19 protein-coding genes are annotated in these 23,921 nt (G+C 68.6%); 10 read left to right on the top strand and 9 right to left on the bottom strand.

The features are described from left to right. Positions 1–36 precede the first annotated feature (36 nt). Positions 37–2,937, bottom strand: coding sequence for a ribonucleoside-diphosphate reductase subunit alpha (locus DER72_RS11900; RefSeq protein WP_110070207.1), 2,901 nt, complete (start codon positions 2,935–2,937; stop codon positions 37–39). Positions 2,938–3,275: 338 nt separating this feature from the next. Here DER72_RS11900 and DER72_RS11895 point away from each other — a divergent pair, with 338 nt between their 5' ends. After that, positions 3,276–3,989 (top strand): winged helix-turn-helix domain-containing protein, encoded by a 714-nt coding sequence (locus DER72_RS11895; protein ID WP_110070206.1) that lies wholly within the window; start codon positions 3,276–3,278, stop codon positions 3,987–3,989. A 3-nt stretch (positions 3,990–3,992) separates the two neighbouring features. Continuing rightward, entirely contained in the window at positions 3,993–5,600 is a 1,608-nt protein-coding gene (locus DER72_RS11890; protein ID WP_110070205.1) for an ATP-binding protein, read from the top strand. A 13-nt stretch (positions 5,601–5,613) separates the two neighbouring features. Here the strand turns inward: DER72_RS11890 and DER72_RS11885 are convergent, their stop codons facing one another. Beyond that, positions 5,614–6,528: a LysR family transcriptional regulator gene (locus tag DER72_RS11885; protein ID WP_110070204.1), complete on the bottom strand. Its 915-nt coding sequence runs from the start codon at positions 6,526–6,528 to the stop codon at positions 5,614–5,616. 104 nt (positions 6,529–6,632) lie between these two features. Between DER72_RS11885 and metE the strand changes: the two genes are divergently transcribed. The 3 genes from metE to DER72_RS11870 all read left to right on the top strand — a co-directional run bounded on the left by metE (position 6,633) and on the right by DER72_RS11870 (position 10,606). Next, positions 6,633–8,930, top strand: coding sequence for a 5-methyltetrahydropteroyltriglutamate--homocysteine S-methyltransferase (gene metE, locus DER72_RS11880; protein ID WP_110070203.1), 2,298 nt, complete (start codon positions 6,633–6,635; stop codon positions 8,928–8,930). Positions 8,931–9,025: 95 nt separating this feature from the next. After that, on the top strand, positions 9,026–9,736 hold the full coding sequence (locus tag DER72_RS11875) for a COG3650 family protein (protein ID WP_110070202.1): 711 nt from the start codon (positions 9,026–9,028) through the stop codon (positions 9,734–9,736). A gap of 261 nt (positions 9,737–9,997) precedes the next feature. Then, positions 9,998–10,606 (top strand): FMN-dependent NADH-azoreductase, encoded by a 609-nt coding sequence (locus DER72_RS11870; RefSeq protein WP_110070201.1) that lies wholly within the window; start codon positions 9,998–10,000, stop codon positions 10,604–10,606. 96 nt (positions 10,607–10,702) lie between these two features. Here the strand turns inward: DER72_RS11870 and DER72_RS11865 are convergent, their stop codons facing one another. After that, entirely contained in the window at positions 10,703–11,770 is a 1,068-nt protein-coding gene (locus tag DER72_RS11865) for a metal-dependent hydrolase (RefSeq protein WP_110070200.1), read from the bottom strand. Positions 11,771–11,831: 61 nt separating this feature from the next. Beyond that, a complete protein-coding gene (locus DER72_RS11860) occupies positions 11,832–12,368 on the bottom strand; it encodes a DNA-3-methyladenine glycosylase I (protein WP_110070199.1) in 537 nt (178 codons plus the stop codon). Between the two features lie 101 nt (positions 12,369–12,469). On the opposite strand from DER72_RS11860, the gene DER72_RS11855 reads away from it, so the two are divergent. The 3 genes from DER72_RS11855 (at position 12,470) to DER72_RS11845 (ending at position 14,022) form a co-directional block, all read left to right on the top strand. Continuing rightward, positions 12,470–12,919 carry a DUF411 domain-containing protein gene (locus DER72_RS11855; RefSeq protein ID WP_110070198.1) on the top strand — a complete coding sequence of 150 codons (450 nt, stop codon included), beginning with the start codon at positions 12,470–12,472 and terminating at the stop codon, positions 12,917–12,919. A gap of 180 nt (positions 12,920–13,099) precedes the next feature. Continuing rightward, positions 13,100–13,540 (top strand): VOC family protein, encoded by a 441-nt coding sequence (locus tag DER72_RS11850; RefSeq protein WP_110070197.1) that lies wholly within the window; start codon positions 13,100–13,102, stop codon positions 13,538–13,540. A gap of 35 nt (positions 13,541–13,575) precedes the next feature. Continuing rightward, positions 13,576–14,022: an META domain-containing protein gene (locus DER72_RS11845; protein ID WP_375153275.1), complete on the top strand. Its 447-nt coding sequence runs from the start codon at positions 13,576–13,578 to the stop codon at positions 14,020–14,022. A gap of 156 nt (positions 14,023–14,178) precedes the next feature. On the opposite strand, the gene DER72_RS11840 is transcribed toward DER72_RS11845, so the two are convergent. From DER72_RS11840 to DER72_RS11820, 5 genes are all read right to left on the bottom strand, one after another. Then, the gene (locus DER72_RS11840) at positions 14,179–14,913 is read right to left on the bottom strand and encodes a phosphatase PAP2 family protein (RefSeq protein WP_110070196.1); all 735 of its coding nucleotides are present in this window, start codon (positions 14,911–14,913) and stop codon (positions 14,179–14,181) included. A gap of 179 nt (positions 14,914–15,092) precedes the next feature. Further along, on the bottom strand, positions 15,093–18,065 hold the full coding sequence (locus DER72_RS11835; RefSeq protein ID WP_110070195.1) for a valine--tRNA ligase: 2,973 nt from the start codon (positions 18,063–18,065) through the stop codon (positions 15,093–15,095). 102 nt (positions 18,066–18,167) lie between these two features. Further along, positions 18,168–18,626, bottom strand: a complete 459-nt coding sequence (locus tag DER72_RS11830) for a DNA polymerase III subunit chi (protein WP_110070194.1) — start codon at positions 18,624–18,626, stop codon at positions 18,168–18,170. Positions 18,627–18,861: 235 nt separating this feature from the next. Beyond that, positions 18,862–19,962, bottom strand: coding sequence for a branched-chain amino acid aminotransferase (locus DER72_RS11825; RefSeq protein WP_110070193.1), 1,101 nt, complete (start codon positions 19,960–19,962; stop codon positions 18,862–18,864). A gap of 165 nt (positions 19,963–20,127) precedes the next feature. After that, a complete protein-coding gene (locus DER72_RS11820) occupies positions 20,128–21,639 on the bottom strand; it encodes a leucyl aminopeptidase (protein ID WP_110070192.1) in 1,512 nt (503 codons plus the stop codon). A gap of 134 nt (positions 21,640–21,773) precedes the next feature. Between DER72_RS11820 and lptF the strand changes: the two genes are divergently transcribed. Then, on the top strand, positions 21,774–22,856 hold the full coding sequence (lptF, locus tag DER72_RS11815) for an LPS export ABC transporter permease LptF (protein ID WP_110070191.1): 1,083 nt from the start codon (positions 21,774–21,776) through the stop codon (positions 22,854–22,856). Continuing rightward, positions 22,853–23,917, top strand: a complete 1,065-nt coding sequence (gene lptG / locus DER72_RS11810; protein WP_110070190.1) for an LPS export ABC transporter permease LptG — start codon at positions 22,853–22,855, stop codon at positions 23,915–23,917. Before lptF ends, lptG begins: the two co-directional genes overlap by 4 nt. The last annotated feature ends 4 nt before the right edge of the window (positions 23,918–23,921 follow it).

The following is a 23,921-nucleotide window of genomic DNA, read 5'->3' as shown; positions in this document are numbered from 1 at the left end:
GAGGCGGGGCCTTCCCTCTCGCTAGGCGCTAGGCGCTTATTGGCAGGCCTCGCAGCCCAGTTCATCGATCTCGGCGGCGCTGGGGGCACGCGAGCCGGCGCCCGCCTTGCCGGTCAGGAAGTCCTCCACGCCGCGGGGCTCGGTAGCCTTCGGTGCCGGGTCGGCGGCCGGTGGCTGGCCCGGTGCGGCATTGCTCACCGCGTTGAGGTTGCCGCGCTCCACCGTGGACTTCTCCACCGCGGTGGCGCCCAAGGCGCGCAGGTAGTAGGTGGTCTTGAGGCCGCGGAACCAGGCCATGCGGTAGGTCACGTCGAGCTTCTTGCCGGAGACCCCCTTGATGTAGAGGTTCAGCGACTGCGCCTGGTCGATCCACTTCTGGCGGCGTGCCGCGGCCTCCACCAGCCATTTCGGCTCCACCTCGAAGGCGGTGGCGTACTTGGCCTTGAGGTCCGCCGGGATGCGCTCGATGGGCTGGGCCGAGCCGTCGTAGTACTTGAGGTCGTTGATCATCACCTCGTCCCACAGCCCGCGCGCCTTGAGATCGTTGACCATGTAGGCGTTGACCACGGTGAACTCGCCGGAGAGGTTCGATTTCACGTAGAGGTTCTGGTAGGTCGGCTCGATCGACTGGGTCACACCGCAGATGTTGGAGATGGTCGCGGTGGGGGCGATGGCCATCACGTTGGAGTTGCGCATGCCCTGCTGGGCGATCTTGTCGCGCAGGACGCCCCACGCCTGGGTGGCGCTCTCGTCGAGCTCGATGTACTTCTCGCCGCGTTCGGTCTTGAGCTTCTGGATGGAGTCGATGGGCAGCACGCCCTGGCTCCACAGCGAGCCCTCGAAGCTCTCGTAGCGGCCGCGCTCGGCGGCGAGATCCGAGGAGGCCTCGATGGCGTGGTAGCTCACCAGCTCCATGGAGCGGTCGGCGAAGGCGACGGCAGCCTGGCTGGCGTAGGCGATGTCCAGGGCATAGAGGGCGTCCTGGAAGCCCATGATGCCGAGCCCCACCGGGCGGTGCTTGAGGTTGGAGTTGCGCGCCTGGGGCACCGCGTAATAGTTGATGTCGATGACGTTATCGAGCATGCGCACCGCGGTCCTCACGGTCTTGCGCAGCTTGGCGTCGTCGAGCTCGCCGTCGACCACGTGCTGGGCCAGGTTCACCGAGCCCAGGTTGCACACGGCGATCTCGTCCACGCTGGTGTTCAGCGTGATCTCGGTGCACAGGTTGGAGGAGTGCACCACGCCGGCGTGCTGCTGGGGGCTTCTCAGGTTGCAGGGATCCTTGAAGGTGATCCAGGGGTGGCCGGTCTCGAACAGCATCGAGAGCATCCGGCGCCACAGGTCCTTGGCGCGCACCCGCTTGAAGAGCTTGAGCTCGCCGGTGCGGGTCATCGCCTCGTACTCCTCGTAGCGCGTCTCGAAGGCGGCGCCATAGAGATCGTGGAGATCCGGGCAGGTGGAAGGCGAGAAGAGCGTCCACTCCTTGTCGTCGAAGACCCGCTTCATGAACAGGTCCGGCACCCAGTTGGCGGTGTTCATGTCGTGGGTGCGGCGGCGGTCGTCGCCGGTGTTCTTGCGCAGCTCCAGGAACTCCTCGATGTCCAGGTGCCAGGTCTCCAGGTAGGCGCAGACCGCGCCCTTGCGCTTGCCGCCCTGGTTGACCGCCACCGCGGTGTCGTTGACCACCTTGAGGAAGGGCACCACGCCCTGGCTCTTGCCGTTGGTCCCCTTGATCCAGGAGCCCAGGGCGCGCACCGGGGTCCAGTCGTTGCCGAGCCCGCCGGCCCACTTGGAGAGCAGGGCGTTGTCGCGGATGGCGCTGTAGATGCCGTCGAGCTCGTCGGGCACGGTGGTGAGGTAGCAGCTGGAGAGCTGGCTTCTCACCGTGCCGGCGTTGAACAGGGTCGGCGTCGAGGCCATGTAGTCGAAGCTGGAGAGCAGTTCGTAGAACTCGATGGCGCGCGCTTCGCGATCGTCCTCGTTGAGCGCCAGGCCCATCGCCACGCGCATGAACATCACCTGGGGCAGTTCGTAGCGTACGTCGTCCTTGTGAATGAAGTAGCGGTCGTAGAGGGTCTGCAGGCCGAGATAGGTGAAGGCCATGTCGCGCGTGTGATCCAGCGCGTTGCCGAGGCGCTCGAGGTCGAACTCGGCGAGCCGCTCATCGAGCTGCTCGAAGCCGATGCCGCGCTCGATGTAGGCCTTGAAGGCCGGCCGGTAGAGCTCGGCCATCTCCTGATAGGTGGCCTCATCCGCCACGCCGAGGAAGGCGAGCGCCTCGCGGCGCAGGTTGTCCTGCAGCAGGCGGGCGGTGACGTAGGTGTAGTTGGGCTCCTTCTCCACCAGGGTGCGGGCGGTCATCATCAGCGCCTGAGAGACGCCATCGACGCTGACGCCGTCGTAGAGGTTCTTCAGGGAGTCCTCGACGATGCGACCGGGCTCGACGCTGTCGAGGCCCGCGCAGGCATCCTGCACCAGGGTCTCGACCCGGCCCAGGTCCAGCGGGCGGGTGGTGCCGTCGAGCAGGGTCACGTTGAGAGTGGGGTGAGGCTTCTGGATATCGCCGCCGGCGGCGGCGCGGGCCCGGGCGTGGGCCTCCCGGTAGAGCACGTAGGCGCGCGCCACCTTCTGCTCGCCGGCGCGCATCAGCGCCAGCTCGACCTGGTCCTGGATGTCCTCGATATGCACGGTGCCGCCGTCGGGCATGCGGCGCAGGAAGGCCTGGGCGATGGCCTCGCTGGCGTCACGCACGAGATCGCGTACCCGGGAGGAGGCGTCGGCGTTGTCGCCCTCCACGGCCAGGAACGCCTTGCGCATGGCCACGGCGATCTTGCCGGCATCGAAGGGCACCACGTCGCCGGTGCGCTTGATGACGCGCAGGGTCTGCGGGGCGGTGACGGTGACGGACGGCGCGTCCGGAGAGGTCGTGGATGACATGTCGATGGAGTCCCTGTCAGGTGAACGAGAGGCGGTGATGAAAAACGCTCGGGGGCGTCTGTGAAGGAACCGCGGCGGAGAGGGTCTTTTCACAGGATGTAGTGTTATGCCTCGTATGGAGGCACAAGATAGTGTGTGTTTCGGCAGGCTTCAAGTGGATAACCCTGTGGACGGCTTGTGATCTTCCTGGGGAGCCGTGGGCCCCCGCCGGGCGCTATGCCGTCGTCGAGTGGCGACAGGCAGGCGTATCCGGGGATTTCGGGTATCCTTTAGCCAATGGCGGTATGCCCCTGGGCGCCGCTGCCCCGATCACCTGCCAGTCAGGATGGAACTTGAGGATGGACGAGAGCTTGGACCCCCGGGAGCAGGATCATGTGCTGATCATCGAGGATGATGAGCGCCTGGCCGACCTGACCCGCGACTACCTGCAGGCCAATGGCTTCCGCGTCACCCTGGAGGCCGACGGCGCTCGCGGCGTGGAGCGGATCCTGGCGCTGCAGCCGGACCTGGTGATACTCGATCTGATGCTGCCCGGCGAGGACGGCCTGTCGATCTGCCGGCGCGTGCGCGGTGACTACCCGGGCCCGATCCTGATGCTGACCGCGCGCACCGACGACATGGACCAGGTGCTGGGCCTGGAGATGGGCGCCGACGACTACGTACCGAAGCCCGTTCAGCCCCGGGTCCTGCTGGCGCGCATGCGCGCCCTGCTGCGCCGGGCCGAGAGCGCCGAGGCCGCGACGGAGCCGCGGCTCACCTTCGGCAACCTGGAGATCGACAGCGCCACCCGCGAGGCCTGGCTGGACGGCGAGCGCATCGATCTCACCAGTGCCGAGTTCGACCTGCTGTGGCTGCTGGCCAGCAACGCTGGTCGGGTGCTGACCCGGGAGGAGATCTTCGCCCAGCTGCGCGGCATCAAGTACGACGGGCAGGACCGCTCCATCGACGTACGGGTCTCGCGCATCCGGCCCAAGGTCGGTGACGACCCCAACCAGCCGCATCGCATCAAGACGGTGCGCAGCAAGGGCTATCTCTTCGTCAAGGAGAGCTGAGCCATGCGGCGGGTCCTGGCCGACAGCACCTTCCTGCGCGTCTATGTGCTGCTGGCGCTCGCCCTGCTGCTGACCTTCGGCCTGGCCCTGCTGGGCGTGGCCATGGTCGACCAGGTGCGCCGCGAGCACCATCGCGAGCAGCTCGCCGAGGTGCCGATGCGACTGCTGGTCCAGCAACTGAGCGCCGAGTCCGACGATCAGCGCAGCCAGTGGCTGGCACGGCGCGGCACCGAACTCGACGTCGAATTCCACCTGCACGATGACGCCGAGAGCCGTGATCTCGGTTATTTCCAGCGTGCCCGGCTCGATGCTGGCAGGGTACTGATCGAGACCCGCGGTGAAACGGACTGGCATCTTTTCAAGCGTCTACCCAACCAGGAAAGCGTCCTCGAGGCGCGGCTCAATGGGATCAGCGAGGCCCAGCTGCGTGGCTTGACGAGCCTGCTCGGCGAGTGGCTGGCCGATCCCTTGCAGCGCCATCAGCGGGTCACCGAACTGTCCAGCGAAGCACTCCCGATCAGCCTCAACGATGCACCGCCGCGTCGCCTCGACAGCGCACAGCTGACACAACTGGGCGCCGGTGAGGTAATCCTGCACCTGACCCCCGAGGCCTGGGGCCTGACGCTGTTCTTGCAGCTTGACAGCGAGACGTCGCTGCAGTCGATACAGTGGCTGCAGGTCGGGCCGATACATGCCTTCGCACCGATGCCGCTATCGCTGTCGCTGCTGCTGCTGGTACTGATGCTCGGCGTGCTGGCGGGCATCATCTACCTGATCGTGCGCGGCGTCGAAGCGCGCATGGCACGACTCGAGCTCGCTGCCACGCGCATCGCCGGTGGCCATCTGGATACCCGGGTCAAAGTCGAAAGCAGCGATTTCCTGGGCCGGCTGGGGATGGCCTTCAACGGCATGGTGGCCCAGGTCCAGGCGCTGCTGCGCGCCCAGCAGGAGATGATCCGCGCGGTCTCCCATGAGCTGCGCACGCCGGTGGCCCGCATCCGCTTCGCGGTGCAGATGGTCGAGGACATGACCGACGACGCGGCGATCCGGCGTCAGCTGCAGGGGATCGATGGCGACATCGAGGAGCTCGATGGCCTGGTCGACGAGATCCTCACCTATGCGCGCCTGGGCAGCGACGCGGTCAACGGCCGCGAGATGGAGGCGACCCTGGTGGACTGCCGGGCCATGGCGGAGCGGGTGATCGACGCGCTGAGCCCGCTGCACGGCCACCTGGCCATCGTGCTCGCCGAGGGACCCGAGGTGGAGGCCCTGGCCGAGGCGCGCTACCTGCAGCGGGCGCTGCAGAACCTGGTGGCCAACGCCTGCCGCCATGCGCGCAGTCGGGTGGTGATCCAGGTGCAGGCGGAGCCCCGCCTGGTGCGCATCGACGTGGAGGATGATGGCCCCGGGGTGCCGGTCGGCGAGCGCCAGGCGATCTTCAAGCCCTTCGCGCGGCTCGACGACAGCCGCACCCGCAGCTCCGGCGGCTATGGGCTGGGGCTCTCCATCGTGCAGAAGGTGATGACCTGGCACGGCGGCAGCGTGGGGGTGGACGCCAGCCCCGCCCTGGGCGGGGCCCGCTTCACCCTGCTGCTGCCCCAGCGACCCTAGCCGCCGGCGCCCGCTAGGCGGGCTTGATCCCCTCCAGCACCGCGAAGGAGGTCTCCCGGGCGGTGCGCAGGAAGTCCTCCATCCAGGGCGCCTGGCGGGTCTCCTCGCGGATCGCCGCGAACAGGGTGCTCCACACGCCCTTCTCCCCCAGCGCCACGGCCTTCACGTAGTCGCGCTCCAGGTACTCGGTCAGGGCCCAGTTGGGCAGCGCGCAGACCCCGCGGCCGCTGGCCACCAGCTGCATCATCATGATGGTCAGCTCGGCGGTGCGCAGCTCCTTCGGGCGCACCCCGGCCGGGTCCAGGAACTGGGTGAAGACATCCAGCCGCGCGTGCTCCACCGGATAGGTGATCAGGGTCTCCTCGGCCAGCTCCCGGGGGCTGACGAACGCCTTGCCGGCCAGGCGATGCTGGCGGGCCACCGCCAAGAGCCCCTCGTAGCGGAACAGCGGCTCGTAGTGGATGCCGGCCAGCGGCTGGGGGTCGGCGGTGATCACGAGGTCGAGCTGCTCGCGGGCCAGGGCCGGCAGCGGGTCGAAGTGGTGGCCGCCGGGGATGTCGATCTCCACCTCGGGCCAGTGGTCGCGGAAGTGGTCGACGGTGGGCATCAGCCACTGGAAACAGCTGTGGCACTCGATGGCCATGTGCAGCCGGCCCTGTTCGTTGCCGGCCAGCCGCGCCAGGTCGCGCTCGGCCATGCGCACCAGCGGCAGCACCTGTTCGGCCAGGGTCAGCAGCCGCTGGCCGGCGCGGGTGAACTCCACCGGCCGGGTCTTGCGCACGAACAGCGGATTGTCGAGCCGCTCCTCGAGGTCCTTGATCTGGTGGGAGAGGGCGGACTGGGTCAGGTGGACCCGCTCGGCCGCCTCGACGAGGGAGCCGGCGTCGCGCAGTGCGACCAGGGTGCGGAGGTGTCGCAGTTCGAGCATGCCGAGTGAGCCATTTTCATTTTCAAGATTAGGAAGTTTAGTTTGATTCACCCTGCGTGGCCAGCCAGACTCTGCTGGATTATTCATCCATGGAGGTTTTTTCAATGAGTATCTCTCATGTTATCGGTTATCCGCGCATCGGCGCCGATCGCGAACTCAAGCGTGCGGTGGAGGCCTACTGGCAGGGCGAGCTCGATCGCGAGGGGCTGGAGCGGGCAGGGCGCGAGCTGCGCGCCCGGCACTGGGCCGAGCAGCGCGAGGCGGGGCTCGACCTGGTCACGGTGGGTGACTTCGCCTTCTACGACCAGGTCCTGGACCTCTCCGTGACCCTGGGGGCGGTGCCGGCACGCTTCGGCGCCGAGGCCGAGCTGGCGGCCGGCGAGGTGTCGCTGGACACCGCCTTCCGCATGGCCCGCGGCCGGGCGCCCAGCGGCGAGCCCGCCGCCGCCTGCGAGATGACCAAGTACTTCGATACCAACTATCACTACCTGGTGCCCGAGCTCCACGCCGGCCAGTCCTTCCGGCTGGCCAGCTCCCGCCTCTTCGAGCAGGTGGCCGAGGCCCAGGCGCTGGGCCATGCGGTGAAGGTGACCCTGCTCGGCCCCCTGACCTGGCTGTGGCTGGGCAAGGCCCGCGACGAGGGGCTCGACCGCCTGAGCCTGCTCGAGTCCCTGCTGCCGGTCTATGGCGAGCTGCTGGTGCGCCTCGCCGATCAGGGGGTGGAGTGGGTGCAGCTCGAGGAGCCGGCGCTGGTGCAGGACCTGCCCCGTGAGTGGCAGCAGGCCTATGAGGCCGCCTACAGCGTGCTCGGCCGGGGCCCGGTGAAGCTGCTGCTGGCGAGCTACTTCGGTGGCCTCGGCGATAACCTCGGCCTCGCTCTCGGCCTGCCGGTGGCGGGGCTGCATATCGATGCGGTGCGTGCCCCCGAGCAGCTGGCGGCGGTGCTCGACCGGCTGCCCGCCTACAAGGTGCTCTCGGTGGGCGCCATCGATGGGCGCAACGTCTGGCGCGCCGACCTGGCGCTGCTGCGCGAACGTCTGGCCCAGGCGCGCATCCGCCTCGGCAGGCGGCTGTGGATCGCCCCCTCCTGCTCGCTGCTGCATGTGCCGGTGGACCTTGCGCGCGAGACCGAGCTCGACCCCGAGCTCAGAAGCTGGCTGGCCTTTGCCCGCCAGAAGCTCGACGAGACGGTGACCCTGGCGCGCCTGCTCGATGGCCGCGCCACCGAGGCCGACCGCGAGCGACTGGAGGCCGCCACCCTCGCCCTGCAGGCCAGGCGCGACTCGCCGCGCATCCACCGCCCCGAGGTGGCCGACCGCCTGGCGGGTATCGAGCCGGCAGACCTCGAGCGCGCGAGCCCCTATCCGCAGCGCGCCCTCGCCCAGCGCCGGGCGCTGGAGCTGCCGCTCTTCCCCACCACCACCATCGGCTCCTTCCCGCAGACCGACGCCATCCGCGCCGCGCGCCGCGCCTTCAGGGCCGGTGAGCTCGCCCGGGAGGCCTACGAGGCGCGCATGGAGGAGGAGATCGCCTACGCCGTGGCGCGTCAGGAGGCGCTCGGCCTCGACATGCCGGTGCACGGCGAGCCGGAACGCAACGACATGGTGGAGTACTTCGGCGAGCAGCTCGATGGCTACGCCTTCACCCGCTTCGGCTGGGTGCAGAGCTACGGTTCGCGCTGCGTGAAGCCACCGGTGATCGTGGGTGACGTCAGCCGCCCGGGCCCGATGACGGTGCGCTGGAGCCGGTACGCCCAGTCGCTCACCGACCGGCCCATGAAGGGGATGCTGACCGGCCCCGTCACCATGCTGCAGTGGGCCTTCGTGCGCGACGACCAGCCCCGCGAGACCACCTGCCGCCAGATCGCCCTGGCCCTGCGCGACGAGGTCCGGGACCTGGAGGCGGCCGGCATCCGCGCCATCCAGATCGACGAGCCGGCGCTGCGCGAGGGGCTGCCGCTGCGCCGGAGCGAGTGGCCGGGCTATCTGGCCTGGGCGGTGGATGGCTTCCGGCTGACTGCGGCCGGGGTGCGCGACGAGACCCAGATCCACACCCACATGTGCTATTCGGAGTTCAACGACATCATCGAGTCGATTGCCGCTCTGGATGCCGACGTCATTACCATCGAGACCTCACGCTCGAACATGGTGCTGCTCGACGCCTTCCAGGACTTCGCCTATCCCAACGAGATCGGCCCCGGCGTCTACGACATCCACTCGCCCAATGTGCCGGACGTGGCGTGGATGGTGGCGCTGATGGAGAAGGCCGCCGAGCGCATCCCGCTGGAGCGTCTGTGGGTCAACCCCGACTGCGGCCTCAAGACCCGCCGCTGGGAGGAGGTGGAGCCGGCCCTGGCCAACATGGTGGAGGCGGCGCGCCAGCTGCGCCGGCGCTTCGGCTAGGCGCCTCCAGCGTTGAGCCGGCGGGAGCGGCCGCCGGCCCCGGCGGCTGCTATGCTCGGCGGGTCAAGGAATCGTAACCCTCGCAAGGAGATGCCATGTCCCGCCTGCTCGTTCCCGCCGCCCTCGGGGCGGCCCTGCTGTTGGGGGGCTGTGCCACCGCCCCGGCGCCGGCGCCGATCACCTCCGGTCATCACGCCCCGCTGCTGCCCTCGGTGCTCTTCCCCGGTGGCGCCGAGAGCTTCACCGCCTGGCGCTGCACCCCCGACCAGGCCCTGGTCACCGCCGTCCCGGAGGGGGCGGAAAGCGAGCTGCGGCTGTGGTCGGCTCACGGCGCCTGGCGGCTTGCGCCCGCCGTGGTGGCCAGCGGCGCCCGCTACGAGCAGGGCGACGTCAGCTTCTGGAACAAGGGCTCCGAGGCGGTGGTGGAGACGCCCCGGGGGCGGCTCGAGTGCCAGGCCTACGTGCAGCGCCAGGCCCTGACCCGGCAGCAGCGGCCCGGGGTGATGTTCCAGGGGCGCGGCAACGAGCCGGGCTGGATGGTGCACCTGGCCCACGACCGGCCCGAGGCGACCCTGAGCCTGGATTACGGTACCCGGGAGCAGACGCTGCCCTATCGGGTGACCACCCTGGACAACGGCGCGGGGCGGGTGATCCTGCAGAGCGGCCGCGGCGATACCCCCTTCGAGCTGCGCATCGAGGCCGGCGCCTGCCTGGACGACATGAGCGGCGAGCCCTTCCCGGCGCGGGTCACCCTGACCGTGGACGGGGAGCAGTACAGGGGCTGCGGCCAGGGCATCGCTCCCTGAAGCACCATGGGCGCTGCTGCGCTCCACAGCTCGCGCGCGGGCGGTGCTCGTTATCCTCATTGAGCACACAGTCAACTCCGGAAACTGCGCTCCGGCCGCACGCGACCCGTGTTCGCTCGCGACGCGCCAATGGGCTTCAGGCTCGCTTAGTCGTGCTTTCGTTTTTATCGAACGTGGGGCGCAGATTTTTGCGCTTTTTATGGCAAAAAAACCACCTATCATGGTGGCCATCATTCAGATGACCACTTCCAGGAGGTCGCCATGACCACTCGTACCCTCGTGATTACCGCTTCCATCCTCGGCGAGAACGGCCAGTCCAAGGCCCTGGCCGAGCACTTCATCGCCCAGGCTAAGAGCCGCGACGGCGTCGAGGTGACCCATCGCGACCTGGTGGCCAGCGAGCTGCCCCACCTCAACCTGGCCGAGCTCGGCAGCTGGCAGGTCGCCGAGGAGGAGCGCAGCGCCGAGCAGCGCGAGCTGGCTGCCCGCTCCGACTCGCTGATCGAGGAGCTCAAGGCCCATGACGTGGTGGTACTGGCGGTACCGATGTACAACTTCGGCATCCCGAGCCAGCTCAAGGCCTGGTTCGACCGCGTGATGCGCGCCGGAGTGACCTTCCGCTACACCGAGAACGGTCCCCAGGGCCTGGTGGAGGGCAAGCGTGCGGTGATCCTGGCGGCCCGCGGTGGCCAGTACGCCGGCACCGAGATGGATACCCAGACCCCGCACCTCAAGCTGATGCTCGGCATGATCGGCATCAAGGAGGTGGATAGCGTCTTCGCCGAAGGGCTCAACATGGGCGAGGGCAAGCGTGATGCGGCGCTCAAGGAGGCCCGTCAGGCCATCGACGGCCTGGTGGAGCGTCTGTAAGGCGGCACCCTCCGGGCTCGGCGCCTGAGAGCGCAAGCACCGAAACGCAGCGGGGCGGCCAGTTGGTCGCCCCGCTGCGTTCGAGGGTGTCGAGGGTCAGCAGCGCTCGGATCCCTCGCGGACCCAGCCGGCGGCGACGAACTCGCTGGTGCAGAGCGCGGACCGCGGGGAGAGGGCGCGTCCCGCCAGCCGGGAGAGCGCCTCGCGATTCCCCCGGGAGGTCGGCTCGAGCTGCTCCGATACCGCCACCGGCTGCCAGTCGCCGCCCTCCCGGATGGCCAGGGTGAAGGCGAAGGGGTGGAAGCCGGGAAAGCCCAGGCGCAGGTCGGTGGCCACCAGGGTCTCTTGCCCGTCGAGCACTCGGGTCTCGTAGCGCAGGAAGGGGCCGGCGAACCAGTCGAGCCGTGCGCCCCGCTCGCTGGCCAGGGCCGCTTCCTCCAGCTCGGCCCCGCGCCGGTAGGTCTCCACCTGGGGCGGGGTGTCGCCGTCGAGTACCCCCATGAGCAGCTCATGATGATCGTCACCGTCCACCACCGTGACGCGCCACAGCAGGGTGTTGAAGGGGGTGGGCTGGACCAGGCGTGGGGCCTCGGCAAGCCCCCGTTCGGCCAGCACCGGCTCCAGGCGATGCTCCACCAGCTGCTTGGCGCCGAAGGCGAACACCAGGTAGGCGGACGAGAGCGCCAGCCCCCAGGCGGGGCCGCGCCGCCCGTTGCCGGTGGCCAGCGCCACGCCGATGCCCACCAGCAGCGGCAGGGTGTAGAGCGGGTCGATGATGAAGACGATGGGGTAGGCCGCGGGCGGCACGTCCAGTGGCCACCACAGTTGGGTACCGTAGGTGGTCAGGGCGTCGAGCAGCGGGTGGGTGGTCAGGCAGAGCACGTAGAAGAGCCACCAGTGCCCGAGGGGAATGTCCCTGGCGGATTTCAGACGCGAGGTGAGCAGGGCCAGCAGGGTGCCGAGCCCGGTGAGCACGAAGAGCGAGTGGGAGAAGCCGCGGTGCTCGGTGACATTGGCCACCGCATCGCCGTAGTCGATCATCACGTCGAGATCGGGGAGGGTGCCGAGCACGGCGCCGATCAGCACCGCCTTGCGGCCCAGTCGGCGGCCGAGCACGGCACCGCCCACGGCGGCGCCCAGGGCAGCCTGGGTAATCGAGTCCATCGGGAGGCGTTCCTCGCTGAGGGTGCCCGGCTATGATGCCACGGGCGGGGGCCGGGTTCCCTTACGCCTCCGCCCAGCGGGGCCCGCCGGCGAGGATGCGTGCCTGCACCGGGCAGTCGTCGCGGTGGGCGCCGGGGAGGTAGCCGGTGCTCATCAGGAACTCCCCGGTGATCTCCGGCCCGGTGAAGCGGAAGGTGCGCTTGAAGAGCCGGACCCACTCCGCATGGGAGAGCGGGTGGTGGTGGTCGAGCCAGGCGGCGAGGCTGCCGTGCGCTTCGCGAAGGGCCTGGAGCACCCGAGCGTTGTGGATCACGGCCTCGACCTTCAGGCGGTTGCGGATGATGCCGGCGTCGGCCAGCAGCCGGGCCTGCTCGGCCTCGCCATAGGCGGCCACCCGGTCGATGGAGAAGCCCTCGAAGGCCGCCCGGAAGGCGGTGCGCTTCTTCAGTACGGTGAGCCAGGAGAGCCCCGCCTGGTTGATCTCCAGGGCCAGGCGCTCGAACAGGGCCTCGTCGTCGGCCACCGGGAAGCCATATTCGTGGTCATGGTAGGGGCCGTGAAACGGATGGCCCGGGGCCAGGTCACAGTAGTGGCTCATGCTGGGGCTCCCCGTGGCGCGCTGACTTGATCCAGGCCCTTGGCAAGGGCCTCGTCGATGCCGACAATCGTCCCATCACCCTACACCGCGGAGATCCTGCGATGAAGAGAACCCTTCGCCCCCTGGCCGCCGGTGCCCTGCTGGCACTGCTGGCCGCCCCCGCCTGGGCCGAGCGCCCTGTGGTCGAGATGTACCAGGACCCCAACTGTGGCTGCTGCGGCGCCTGGGCCGACCATCTGGAGGCCGAGGGCTTCACGGTGGAGCGCCACAAGACCCGCGAGATGCGCGCCATCAAGATCGAACAGGGCCTCACGCCTGAGCTCGCCTCCTGCCATACCGCCATGGTCGATGGCTACGTGATCGAGGGCCACGTGCCGGCGGCGGACATCCACCGCCTGCTGGAGGAGCGCCCCGACGTGGCGGGCCTGGCGGTGCCGGGGATGCCCCACGGCTCGCCGGGCATGGAGACCGGCCGCTATGACGACTACCGGGTGCTGGGCTGGCACCGTGACGACCGTACGCCGGAGATCTTCAACGAGTACACTCACTGAGCCAGAACACCGTCAGCGACACCAATCAGGGGCGCTGGGGGCAAGTCTTGGAGGAGGTCCTACGCCATGGATGGCGTCGGTAGCGTATAGGGACGTATTCACAGCGCCTCCGGAAAGGCTTGTCGCCAGTAAAGCCCCGTGTTGCTGGGTGGTTTCGTTATCAATGACAAGGAGTTGGCTATGCAGTACCTGCACACCATGGTGCGCGTCAGCGACCTCGATGCCTCGCTGCGCTTCTACTGCGACCTGCTGGGCCTCAAGGAGGTGCGCCGCAAGGAGAACGACAAGGGGCGCTTCACCCTGGTCTTCCTGGCCGCCCCCGAGGACGAGGCGCGCTCCGCCGAGCTCAAGGCCCCGGAGCTCGAGCTTACCTACAACTGGGACCCCGAGGAGTACACCGGCGAGCGCAACTTCGGCCACCTGGCCTATCGGGTCGACGACATCTATGCCCTGTGCGAGAAGCTCCAGGCGAATGGCGTGACCATCAACCGCCCGCCCCGGGACGGCCACATGGCCTTCGTGCGAAGCCCCGACGGCATCTCGGTGGAGCTGCTGCAGAAGGGTGACCCGCTCCCCGCCCGGGAGCCCTGGGCCTCCATGGACAACACCGGCAGCTGGTAGGCGGCCGGCCACGCGACAAGGAAGAACGACGACCCATGAAGATGACAGTTGTGGCCCGCCTGGGCCTGGTGATGGCCGCCGCTGTCCTGCTGGCGGCCTGTGGCAGCCGCCCCGATGCGCCGCCGGAGCGCGAGGTGGGCCTCTCGGGGCCGGTGGTGGAACAGCGCTGGAACCTGCTGCTGGTCGGCACCGACGAGCGGCTCTCCCTGCCCGAGCCCGCCTGGTTTCGCATCGCGGCGGACGGGAGTGTCACCGGCAGCGACGGCTGCAACCAGCTGATGGGACGCGCCAATCTCGGCGAGAACCAGCGCATCGAGTTCTCGCAGCTGGCCACGACCCGGCGCGCCTGCCCTCAGGGCGAGGACGCGGCGCGGGTGAAGGGGATGCTGGAGACCGCCTACCGCTACCTGATCGACCATGACCGGCTGGTCTTCTTCGGCCCCGATCAGCGAGTGTTGGGCGGCTGGCGCAAGGCCAACTGATGAAAGCGCGGATTCGCTACTGCGCTCGATATCCTGGCCGCCGGCGGTACTCACAATCCTCATTGAGCAGCTAGTCAACTCCGGTTGCTCCGTTCCGGCGGCGGCCAGCCTATCTTCGCTCGTGACGCGACTACGCGCTTTCTTCGCGGAAGGCTGTTATCTCACCGGCAGCAGCGCCTGAATCCTGGCCATGCCCGCGGTGATGCCGCGGGCCATGGCCGGCCCCACCGGGGTGAGCAGGAACCAGGGGGCAATGATCAGGTTGATGGCGATGGCGCCAAAGTAGACGTCGCTGAACCAGTGGGCTCCGCTCAGGATGCGGGGTGCGCTGAGAATAACCGCGGCCACCAGGCTCACCAGCATCACCTTCAGCCCGGCGAAGCGCCACATGAAGGCGGCGAAGAGGAAGAGGTTGACCCCGTGGTCGCCGGGAAAGCTCGAGCCCGAGCTGTCCTTGGTGGAGAAGTCGACCATCTCGGTGATCAGGTTGACCTCCTGGTAGACCAGGGTGGGGCTGGGGTGAGAGTAGTCGATCACCATGCGTACGCCCTGGGCCATGAACACCGCCACCAGCAGCATGGTGACGCCGATACCGCCCCAGCGCAGCATGCGCTGCTCGCGCAGCGGATCCCGGGAGATGGCCCACAGGTAGATCACCAGCAGGATCAGCAGGCTTACCACGTCGAAGAGTCGCGCGTTGGTGGCCGCTACCAGCCACACCCAGGCGTCGTTCTCCTCGGTAAGCCAGCCGTTGGTGGTAAAGAAGACGGCGTCGTCGATCTCCGTCCAGAACAGCAGGTCCGGCGAGAGCCAGGAGAAGATCAGCAGCGCACCCAGCAGGTTGAACAGCAGCAGGCGCCCGATGGCGAGGGAGGGGTGGGTCTGAGGCATGGCAGCGTCGCGAGTCGGTAAGTGTCCCGGCCCATTCTAGGCGATGAGGTTTTGGTAGAACAGTGTTCCTTAACAGGGGCGTCACACCGATGGGTCAGGGGTGGCCCTAGGTGCCGCCGCTGACCCTACGCAAGCGGCCCGCCGATGGCGGGCCGCTTGCGTGAGGTGACGCAGCCGATTCAGAGCGCGGCGATCTTGTCGCGTTGCTCCACCAGCAGGCGGTGAGCGGACTGGAACTCGGCTAGCTTGGCGCGCTCCTTCTCCACCACCGCTTCCGGGGCCTTGGCCACGAAGCCCTCGTTGGAGAGTTTCTTCTCGATGCCGCCGATCAGCTTCTCCTGCTTCTCGATCTCGCGGGCCAGGCGCGCGAGCTCCGCGTCCTTGTCGATCAGGTCGGCCATGGGCACCAGCACCTCCATCTCGCCCACCAGCTGGGTGGCCGAGAGCGGTGCCGCGGCCGGGTCGTCGAGCCAGGTGACGCTCTCGAGCTTGGCCAGCTTGGCCAGGAAGCGGCGGTTGGCCTCGAGGCGCTCGCGGTCGGCGGCGCCGCCCTTGGTGAGCAGCACCTCCAGCGGCTTGCCCGGGGCGATGTTCATCTCGGCGCGGATGTTGCGCACCGCCACGATCACGCCCTTCAGCCACTCGATGTCGCGGGTCGCCTGGTCGTCGAGCAGCGCGTCATCGGCGGTGGGCCAGGGCTGGGCCATGATGGAGTCGCCCTCGCCCTGGCGGGTGCCGGCCAGCGGCGCCACGCGCTGCCAGATCTCCTCGGAGATGTAGGGCATCATCGGGTGGGCCAGGCGCAGGATCGCCTCCAGCACCCGCACCAGGGTGCGGCGGGTGCCGCGCTTGGCTTCCCGGCTTGCGTCCTCGTCCCACAGCACCGGCTTGGAGAGCTCCAGATACCAGTCGCAGTACTCGTTCCAGACGAACTCGTAGAGCGCCTGCGACGCGTGGTCGAAGCGGAACTCCTCCATCGCCTTCGTCACCTGGGCCGCGGTCTGCTGCAGCCGCGAAAGGATCCAGCGGTCGGCCAGCGACAGCTCGACGTCGCCACCGGCCGCCCCGCAATCCTCACCCTCGGCGTTCATCAGCACGTAGCGCGAGGCGTTCCACAGCTTGTTGCAGAAGTTGCGGTAGCCGTCCAGGCGCCCCATGTCGAACTTGATGTCGCGCCCGGTGGTGGCCTGGGAGAGGAAGGTGAAACGCAGCGCATCGGTGCCGTGGGGCTCGATCCCCTCGGGGAACTCGCCGCGGGTGGCCTTCTCGATCGCCCTGGCCTTCTGGGGCTGCATCATGTTGCCGGTACGCTTCTCCACCAGCGTATCCAGCGCGATGCCGTCGATCAGGTCGATGGGGTCGAGCACGTTGCCCTTGGACTTGGACATCTTCTGGCCCTGGCCGTCGCGCACCAGGCCGTGGACGTAGACCTGCTTGAAGGGCACCTCGCCGGTGAACTTCAGGGTCAGCATGATCATCCGGGCGACCCAGAAGAAGATGATGTCGAAGCCGGTGACCAGCACGCTCGAGGGATGGAAAGTCTTGAGCTCCGGGGTGCGCTCCGGCCAGCCCAGGGTGCCGAAGGTCCAGAGGCCCGAGCTGAACCAGGTGTCGAGCACGTCCTCGTCCTGGGTCAGGCGCGGCACGCCCAGCTTCTCCATGGTCTTGAGGGCGTCGGGGGTCAGTTCGGTGGTGCCACCCAGCAGCTGGTTGAAGCCGCGCAGGCGCATGGCGGTGTCGAAGTCGCCCTGCTCGTGCTCGATGAAGCCTGCCAGCTCGACCAGGTAGTCGCGGGTGGCCTCCACCTCGTTGCGAGCCACGAAGACGTTGCCGTCCGCGTCGTACCAGGCAGGAATGCGGTGGCCCCACCACAGCTGGCGGGAGATGCACCAGTCCTGCAGGTCGCGCATCCAGGCGAAGTACATGTTCTCGTAGTTCTTCGGCACGAACTGGATATCGCCCTTCTCGACGGCCTCGATGGCGGGCTTGGCGAGGCTCTCCACGGCGACGAACCACTGGTCCGTGAGCAGCGGCTCGATGACGTCACCGGAGCGGTCGCCGTAGGGGAGGGTGTTGCTGACGGTCTCGATCTGCTCGAGGAGCCCCGCGGCCTCCATGTCGGCGACGATCCGCTTGCGCGCCTCGAAACGGTCCAGCCCGGCGTAGGTTTCGGGCAGGCTCGTGTCGATATCGGGCAGCGGCCGGCCCTGAATGTCGAAGGCCTCGGCCTCGGACAGGATGGCGGCGTCCTGGGTAAAGACATTGATCAGCGGCAGCCCCTGGCGCTTGCCCACCTCGTAGTCGTTGAAGTCGTGGGCCGGGGTGATCTTCACGCAGCCGGAGCCCTTCTCCATGTCGGCGTGCTCGTCGGCAACGATGGGGATGCGACGGCCGACCAGCGGAAGCGTAACGAACTTGCCCACCAGGGAGGCGTAGCGAGGATCCTCGGGGTTCACCGCCACGCCGGTATCGCCCAGCAGGGTCTCCGGACGGGTGGTGGCGACCACCAGGTGGTCGAGGCCCGCGTCGGTGGTAACGCCGTCGGCGAGCGGATAGCGGAAGTGCCAGAACTGGCCCTGCTGGTCGCGGTTCTCCACCTCGAGATCCGAGATGGCGGTGTGCAGGGTGGGGTCCCAGTTGACCAGACGCTTGCCGCGGTAGATCAGCCCCTCCTTATGGAGGCGCACGAAGACCTCCTGGACCGCCTTGTAGAAGCCGTCGTCCATGGTGAAGCGCTCGCGGGACCAGTCGACGCTGGCCCCCATGCGGCGCAGCTGGCGGGTGATATGGCCGCCGGACTCGTGCTTCCACTCCCACACCTTGTCGATGAAGGCGTCGCGGCCGAGATCGTGGCGGCTCTTGCCCTCCTCGGCGGCGATCTTGCGCTCCACCAGCATCTGGGTGGCGATGCCGGCATGGTCGGTGCCCACCTGCCACAGGGTGTTGCGGCCCTGCATCCGCCGCCAGCGGATCAGGGTGTCCATGATGGTGTCCTGGAAGGCGTGGCCCATGTGCAGGCTGCCGGTGACGTTGGGCGGCGGGATCATGATGGAGTAGGGCTCGCCCTCACCGGAGGGGGCGAAGCGGCCATCGGCCTCCCAGCGCTCGTACCAGCGGGATTCGATCTGCTCGGGTTGGTAGGTCTTGTCCATGGGCGTTCCGGGTCCAGAAATGAGCACCGCCGACCCGGGGGTCGGACGGCAGGAGAGGGCGATGAAAATGGGGCTGATTATAGCCCGGGGAGGCACGCGGCGTCAGCCGGACTGGCCGCGCAGCTGGTGGGCCTTCACGGGGTAGCCGCGCTTCTTGTAGGTCTGCCAGCACTCGCGCTTGGCGGTGAGCACCTCCTGGTGCTGGTTGATGATCTCGGCGACCCGTTCGAAGCGGGAGAACCACTCCGGAATGTCCGGGGCGAGGTTGAGCAGCGCCTGGACGGCCAGGTCGGGGGAGGGCGGGGTGGCCCAGCCGATGGTCACCGGCACCCGTTCATCCAGCTCGGCCGCCGCCTGCGTGTCCAGCAGGGCGTGGGGCACGTAGGCGTCGGGGCGGAAGGTCCAGAGCCGGTCGTCGAGCGCCCGGGCCATGGCCTCGTCCTCGGCGTGCAGGTGCAGCCGATAGCCCTTGCGCTGGATGGTCTCGGCCAGCCGGCAGGCGAAGTCGAGACGCGCCTCCAGGGTGGTATCGGGGAGGACGTAGAAATCGATCTGGGTCATGAGACTCTGTCCAAACTGGACTGCGCTCCTGCGGGAGGGCATGTCGCCTGGGGCTCTGTGGGAGCTGGGCTACGCCCGGCGAATGGAGACCGCAGGGCTCCCGGGTAGCAAGAGCCGACTCCAGCAGCGCCGCCGGGGTGCCTGCGGCACCTTCGCCCAGCAGAGCTGGGCTCCCACAGTTGCCAATGGCGCCACTCATCGGCCTTTGTGGGAGCCCGGTTTGCCGGCGAAGCGATTACACCAGCCGCGTCAGCCAGCCGTGGGTATCCTCGGCGCGGCCATACTGCAGGTCGAGCAGCTTGCTGCGCAGGCGCTTGGCGATGGGGTTGCCGCTCTCCTCCTTCAGGCAGATGGCGCCCTCCTCGGTGACCAGCTCGCCCACCGGGGTGATGACCGCCGCGGTGCCGCAGGCGAACACCTCGGTCAGCTCGCCGGAGGCGGCGGCCTCGCGCCACTCGTCGATGCTGATCGGGCGCTCCTCGGGGGTGAGGCCCTCGTCGCGGGCCAGGGTCAGCACCGAGTCGCGGGTCACGCCCTCGAGGATGGTGTCGGTCAGGCGCGGGGTGGCGATGCGGCCGTCCTTGAAGACGAAGAACAGGTTCATGCCGCCCAGCTCCTCGATCCACTTGTTCTCGACGGCATCCAGGAAGGCCACCTGGCTGCAGCCGTGGGCGCTGGCCTCCTTCTGGGCAGCCAGGGAGGCGGCGTAGTTGCCGCCGCACTTGGCGAAGCCGGTGCCGCCGGGGGCGGCGCGCTTGTAGTGGCTGGAGAGCCAGATGGAGACCGGCTCGACGCCGCCCTTGAAGTAGGCGGCGGCCGGCGAGGCGATCACGTAGTAGTCCACCTCATGGGCCGGGCGCACGCCGAGGAAGCTTTCGCTGGCGATCATGAAGGGGCGCAGGTAGAGGCTGCACTCGTCGGCCTCGCTGTTCGGCGTCGGCACCCAGCCGTGGTCCTGGGCCAGCAGCGCCTTGAGCGAGCCGATGAAGTCCTCGTCGGAGAGCTCCGGCAGGGCCAGGCGGCGGGCGCTGCGGCGGAAGCGCTCGGCGTTCTTCTCCGGGCGGAAGGTCCATACCGAGCCGTCGGCGTGGCGGTAGGCCTTGATGCCCTCGAAGATCTCCTGACCGTAGTGCAGCACGGCGGCGGCGGGATCCAGGGTCAGGGGGCCGTAGGGACGCACCTCGCGGCCGTGCCAGCCGGCATCCAGGGTCCAGCGGATGTGGGCCATGTGGTCGGTGAAGTAGCCACCGAAGCCGGGGTTCTCGAGGATCCCTGCCCGGATGGTGTCGGCGGTGGGGGTGGCGTTGGGAAGCAGTTCGAAGCTGGCAGTCGACACGGCAAGGGGTCTCCGCTACGCCCGGGGCGTGCCAGCCCCGGGGTGATACTGGAAGCTCGGGCCGGCAAGGGCCGGCCCGGGTCGTGGATTTATCGTCAGTCCCACATGAGAAAGGCGACGCGGAAAAAACGCAAGCCCGCGCCGCTATTCCGCCTCGGTTTCCACTCAGGTTTCCACGATGGCGTCGCTCTCGCGATCCAGCAGGTACTGGGTCAGCAGGCCTACCGGACGGCCGCTGGCCCCCTTCTGCTTGCCCGAGGTCCAGGCGGTGCCGGCGATGTCCAGGTGCGCCCAGGGGAACTTGTCGGCGAAGCGCGAGAGGAAGCAGGCGGCGGTGATGGTGCCCGCCGGGCGGCCGCCGATATTAGCCAGGTCGGCGAAGTTGGAGTCGAGCTGCTCCTGGTACTCGTCCCACAGCGGCAGGTGCCAGGCGCGGTCCCAGGCCGCCTCGCCGGCGTCGAGCAGGTCGAGGGCCAGGTCGTCGTCGTTGGACAGCAGCCCGGTGGCGTGGTGGCCGAGGGCGATGATGCAGGCGCCGGTGAGGGTGGCGATATCCACCACGCTGGCCGGTTCGAAGCGCTCGGCGTAGGTGAGGGCGTCGCACAGCACCAGGCGGCCTTCGGCGTCGGTGTTGAGCACCTCCACGGAGAGGCCCTTCAGCGTTTTGATGATGTCGCCGGGCTTGGTGGCGCGGCCGTCGGGCATGTTCTCGGCGGCGGCGACGATGGCCACCAGGTTGACCTTCGGGCGAATGCTGAGCACGGCCTTGACGGTGCCGAACACGCTGGCCGCGCCGCACATGTCGAACTTCATCTCGTCCATGGCCTCGCCGGGCTTGAGCGAGATGCCGCCGGTGTCGAAGGTGATTCCCTTGCCCACCAGCACGTGGGGGGCCTCCTCGGGATTCTCGGCGCCCTGGTACGTCATCACGATCAGCCGCGAGGGCTGCTCGCTGCCGCGGCCCACCGAGAGCAGGCTGTGGGCGCCCAGCGCCTCCAGGGCCTCCTCGTCGAGGATCTCCACGGCTAGCGCACCGCCGGAGGCCTTGCCCAGCGCCTCGGCCTGCTCGGCCAGGTAGCTCGGGGTGCAGATGTTGCCCGGCAGGTTGCCCAGGGTGCGGGTGAAGCTCATGCCCTGGCCCACGGCATCGCCGATGCGCGCGCCCTCGCGGGCGGCGCCGGCCTCGCCATCCTCGCTGACCAGCAGGGTCACCTGGGCGAGGCGCGAGGCGGGCGCCTTCTCCGACTTGAACTCGTCGAAGCGATAGAGGGCGCGATGGGTCGCCTCGGCCACCATGCGCGCCTTCCAGTCGGTGCCGCGCTCCGCCAGGGGCACGTCGGTGAAGGCCACCGCACAGTCGTCCACCGGCAGCTCGGCCAGCGCCGTGAAGGCGGCCTCCAGGGCCTTCTGGAAGGCGGCCTCCTGGCACTTTTCGCGCTTGCCCAGGCCCACGAGCAGCAGGCGCTCGGCGGAGAGGCCCGGGGCGAAGGGAATCAGCTGCACACGGCCCAGCTTGGCGTCGAAGTCGCCGCGCTCGATGAGCTGGCCGATCAGCTTCTCGCTGGCGTCGTCCAGGCGGGCGGCGGCGGGCAAGAGCTCGCCCCCCTGGTACACCGGGATCACGAGGCAGGCGGTCTCGACCTTGGCGGGGTTACCCGTCTTGACAGGAAATTCCATGGCGTCTCCACAGACAAGCGTATTGGTTGCAGGCGTTAGGGTTACAAGTGCAGGGGGATTCTGGATAATGCCGGCACGTCGCCGTGTCGCACCAGTGTACCCAAGGCATGGCCCCATTGCATGGCAGACGCCGCATGATCATCTTCCGTTATCTGACCCGCGAAATCCTGCTGACCATGGCCGCCGTCGCCGGCGTGCTGCTGCTGGTGATCATGGGCAGTCGCTTCATCCGCTACTTCGCCGACGCCGCCGAGGGGGACATCCCGGCCAGCATCCTCGGCACCCTGATGCTGTTCCACCTGCCGGGGTTCCTCGAGCTGATCCTGCCGCTGGCCTTCTTCCTCGGCATCCTGCTCGCCTACGGCCAGCTCTACCTCAACAGCGAGATCACCGTGCTGGTGGCCTGCGGCACCAGCCCCAACAAGCTGCTCAAGGTGAGCCTGGTGCCGGCCACCCTGGTCGCCATCCTGGTAGGACTGTGCAGCCTGTGGCTGACCCCGGCCGGCGCCCTGCACAACGCCGTGATGCTCGAGGAGCAGCCCAGCCGCATCGATTTCTCGGCCCTGGCGCCGGGGCGCTTCCAGGAGTTCGGCAGCGGCCGCACCGCCTACATGGAGGGGCTCAGCGATGACGGCAGCGAGATGCGTAGCGTCTTCATCAGCGAGCGCCAGCGGCGCCGGGACGGCACCCCGGAGACGGCGGTGACCCGTGCCGAGGGCGGCTACCAGACCCTCGATAGGGAGACCGGCAGCCGCTTTCTGGTGCTGGCCGATGGCGAACGCTACAGCGTCGATCCTGGGCGCTTCGAGGCGGAACGGCTCGAGTTCGACACCTATGCGGTGCGCCTCTCCCAGGCCGACGACATGCGGGAGCTCGATTCGCCCGAGTACGCCACCACCGCGGCGCTGTTCGGCGACGATTCGACCCGCGCCCAGGCCCAACTGCAGTGGCGCCTGGGGCTGCCGCTGATGGTCTTCATCCTGACCCTGCTGGCGATGCCGCTCTCCCGGGTCAATCCGCGCCAGGGTCGCTTCGCCAAGCTGTTGCCGGCGATCTTCCTGCACGTGGCCTACCTGAGCCTGCTGCTGGCGGCGCTGGATGCCATCGGCCGCGGCGCCCTGCCGGCCGTGGTGGGCATGTGGCCGATCCACGGCGCCTTTCTGGCCCTGGGCCTGGTGATGATGATGCGCGCCCAACGCAAGGGGATGAGCGGATGATTGCCGATCGCTTCGACCGCTACCTGGCGCGCAACGTGCTGGGGGCCATCATCGTGGTGCAGGTGGTGCTGCTGGGCCTGGACCTGGTGATCACCTACATCAACGACCTGGACGACGTAGAGGGCGACTATGGCGCCTTCCAGGTGCTGCTCTACCTGGTGATGCGCCTGCCCTGGCGCTTCTACCAGTATGCCCCGGTGGGGGTGCTGATCGGCGCGCTGATTGGCCTGGGCAGCATGGCCTCGAGCAACGAGCTCACCGTGATTCGCGCCGCGGGGCGCTCGCTGACGCGGATCCTCTGGGGGGCGATGAAGCCGATCATCGTGGTGATCGTGGCGGTGCTGCTGGTGGCCGAGTACGTGGCGCCGCGCACCGAGCAGTTCGCCAATGCCTGGCGACTGGAGCAGATCCAGGGGGCCGGCGCCGTGGTGACCGAGCGGGGCGGCTGGCAGCGCGAGGGCGACAGCTTCTACCGCTTCGGTGCCATCCGCGCCGACGACACCGTGCTCGACCTGACCCGCTACCGCTTCGAGGGGCAGCGGCTGGTGGAGGCCGCCAGCGCCGAGCGCGCCGCCTGGCGCGACGGCAGCTGGCGGCTCGAGGGCGTGGAGGTCACCCGCTTCCATGACGAGTACACCGAGGCGGAGCAGCACGAGACCCTGCCCTGGGAGACCCGCCTGACGCCGGAGCAGCTCAACCGCCTGCTGCGCCCCATCAACAGCCAGGCGCCCAGCGAGCTCTGGGCCTATGCCCGCTACCTGCAGGCCCAGGGGCAGGCGGCCACCCAGCCGCTGCTGCACTTCTGGCAGAAGATGCTGATGCCCTTGACCATGGGCTCCCTGGTGCTGGTGGCCGCCTCCTTCGTGTTCGGCCCGCTGCGCACCGTGGCGGCGGGTACCCGAGTCTTCTACGGGGTGGTCACCGGCCTGGTCTTCAAGTACCTGCAGGACCTGCTGGCGCCGGCCTCCATGGTGTTCGGCTTCTCGCCCGCCTGGGCCGTGCTGGCGCCGACCCTGATCTGTGCCGCGGTGGGACTCTACCTGCTGCGGCGAACCGCCTGAGCAA

The organism is Halomonas sp. A11-A (genome assembly GCF_003182195.1).
GTDB classification, from domain to species: Bacteria; Pseudomonadota; Gammaproteobacteria; order Pseudomonadales; family Halomonadaceae; genus Halomonas; species Halomonas alkalicola.
Note: the sequence above shows the minus strand (reverse complement) of the source record. Positions and strands in the feature narration are given on the sequence as shown.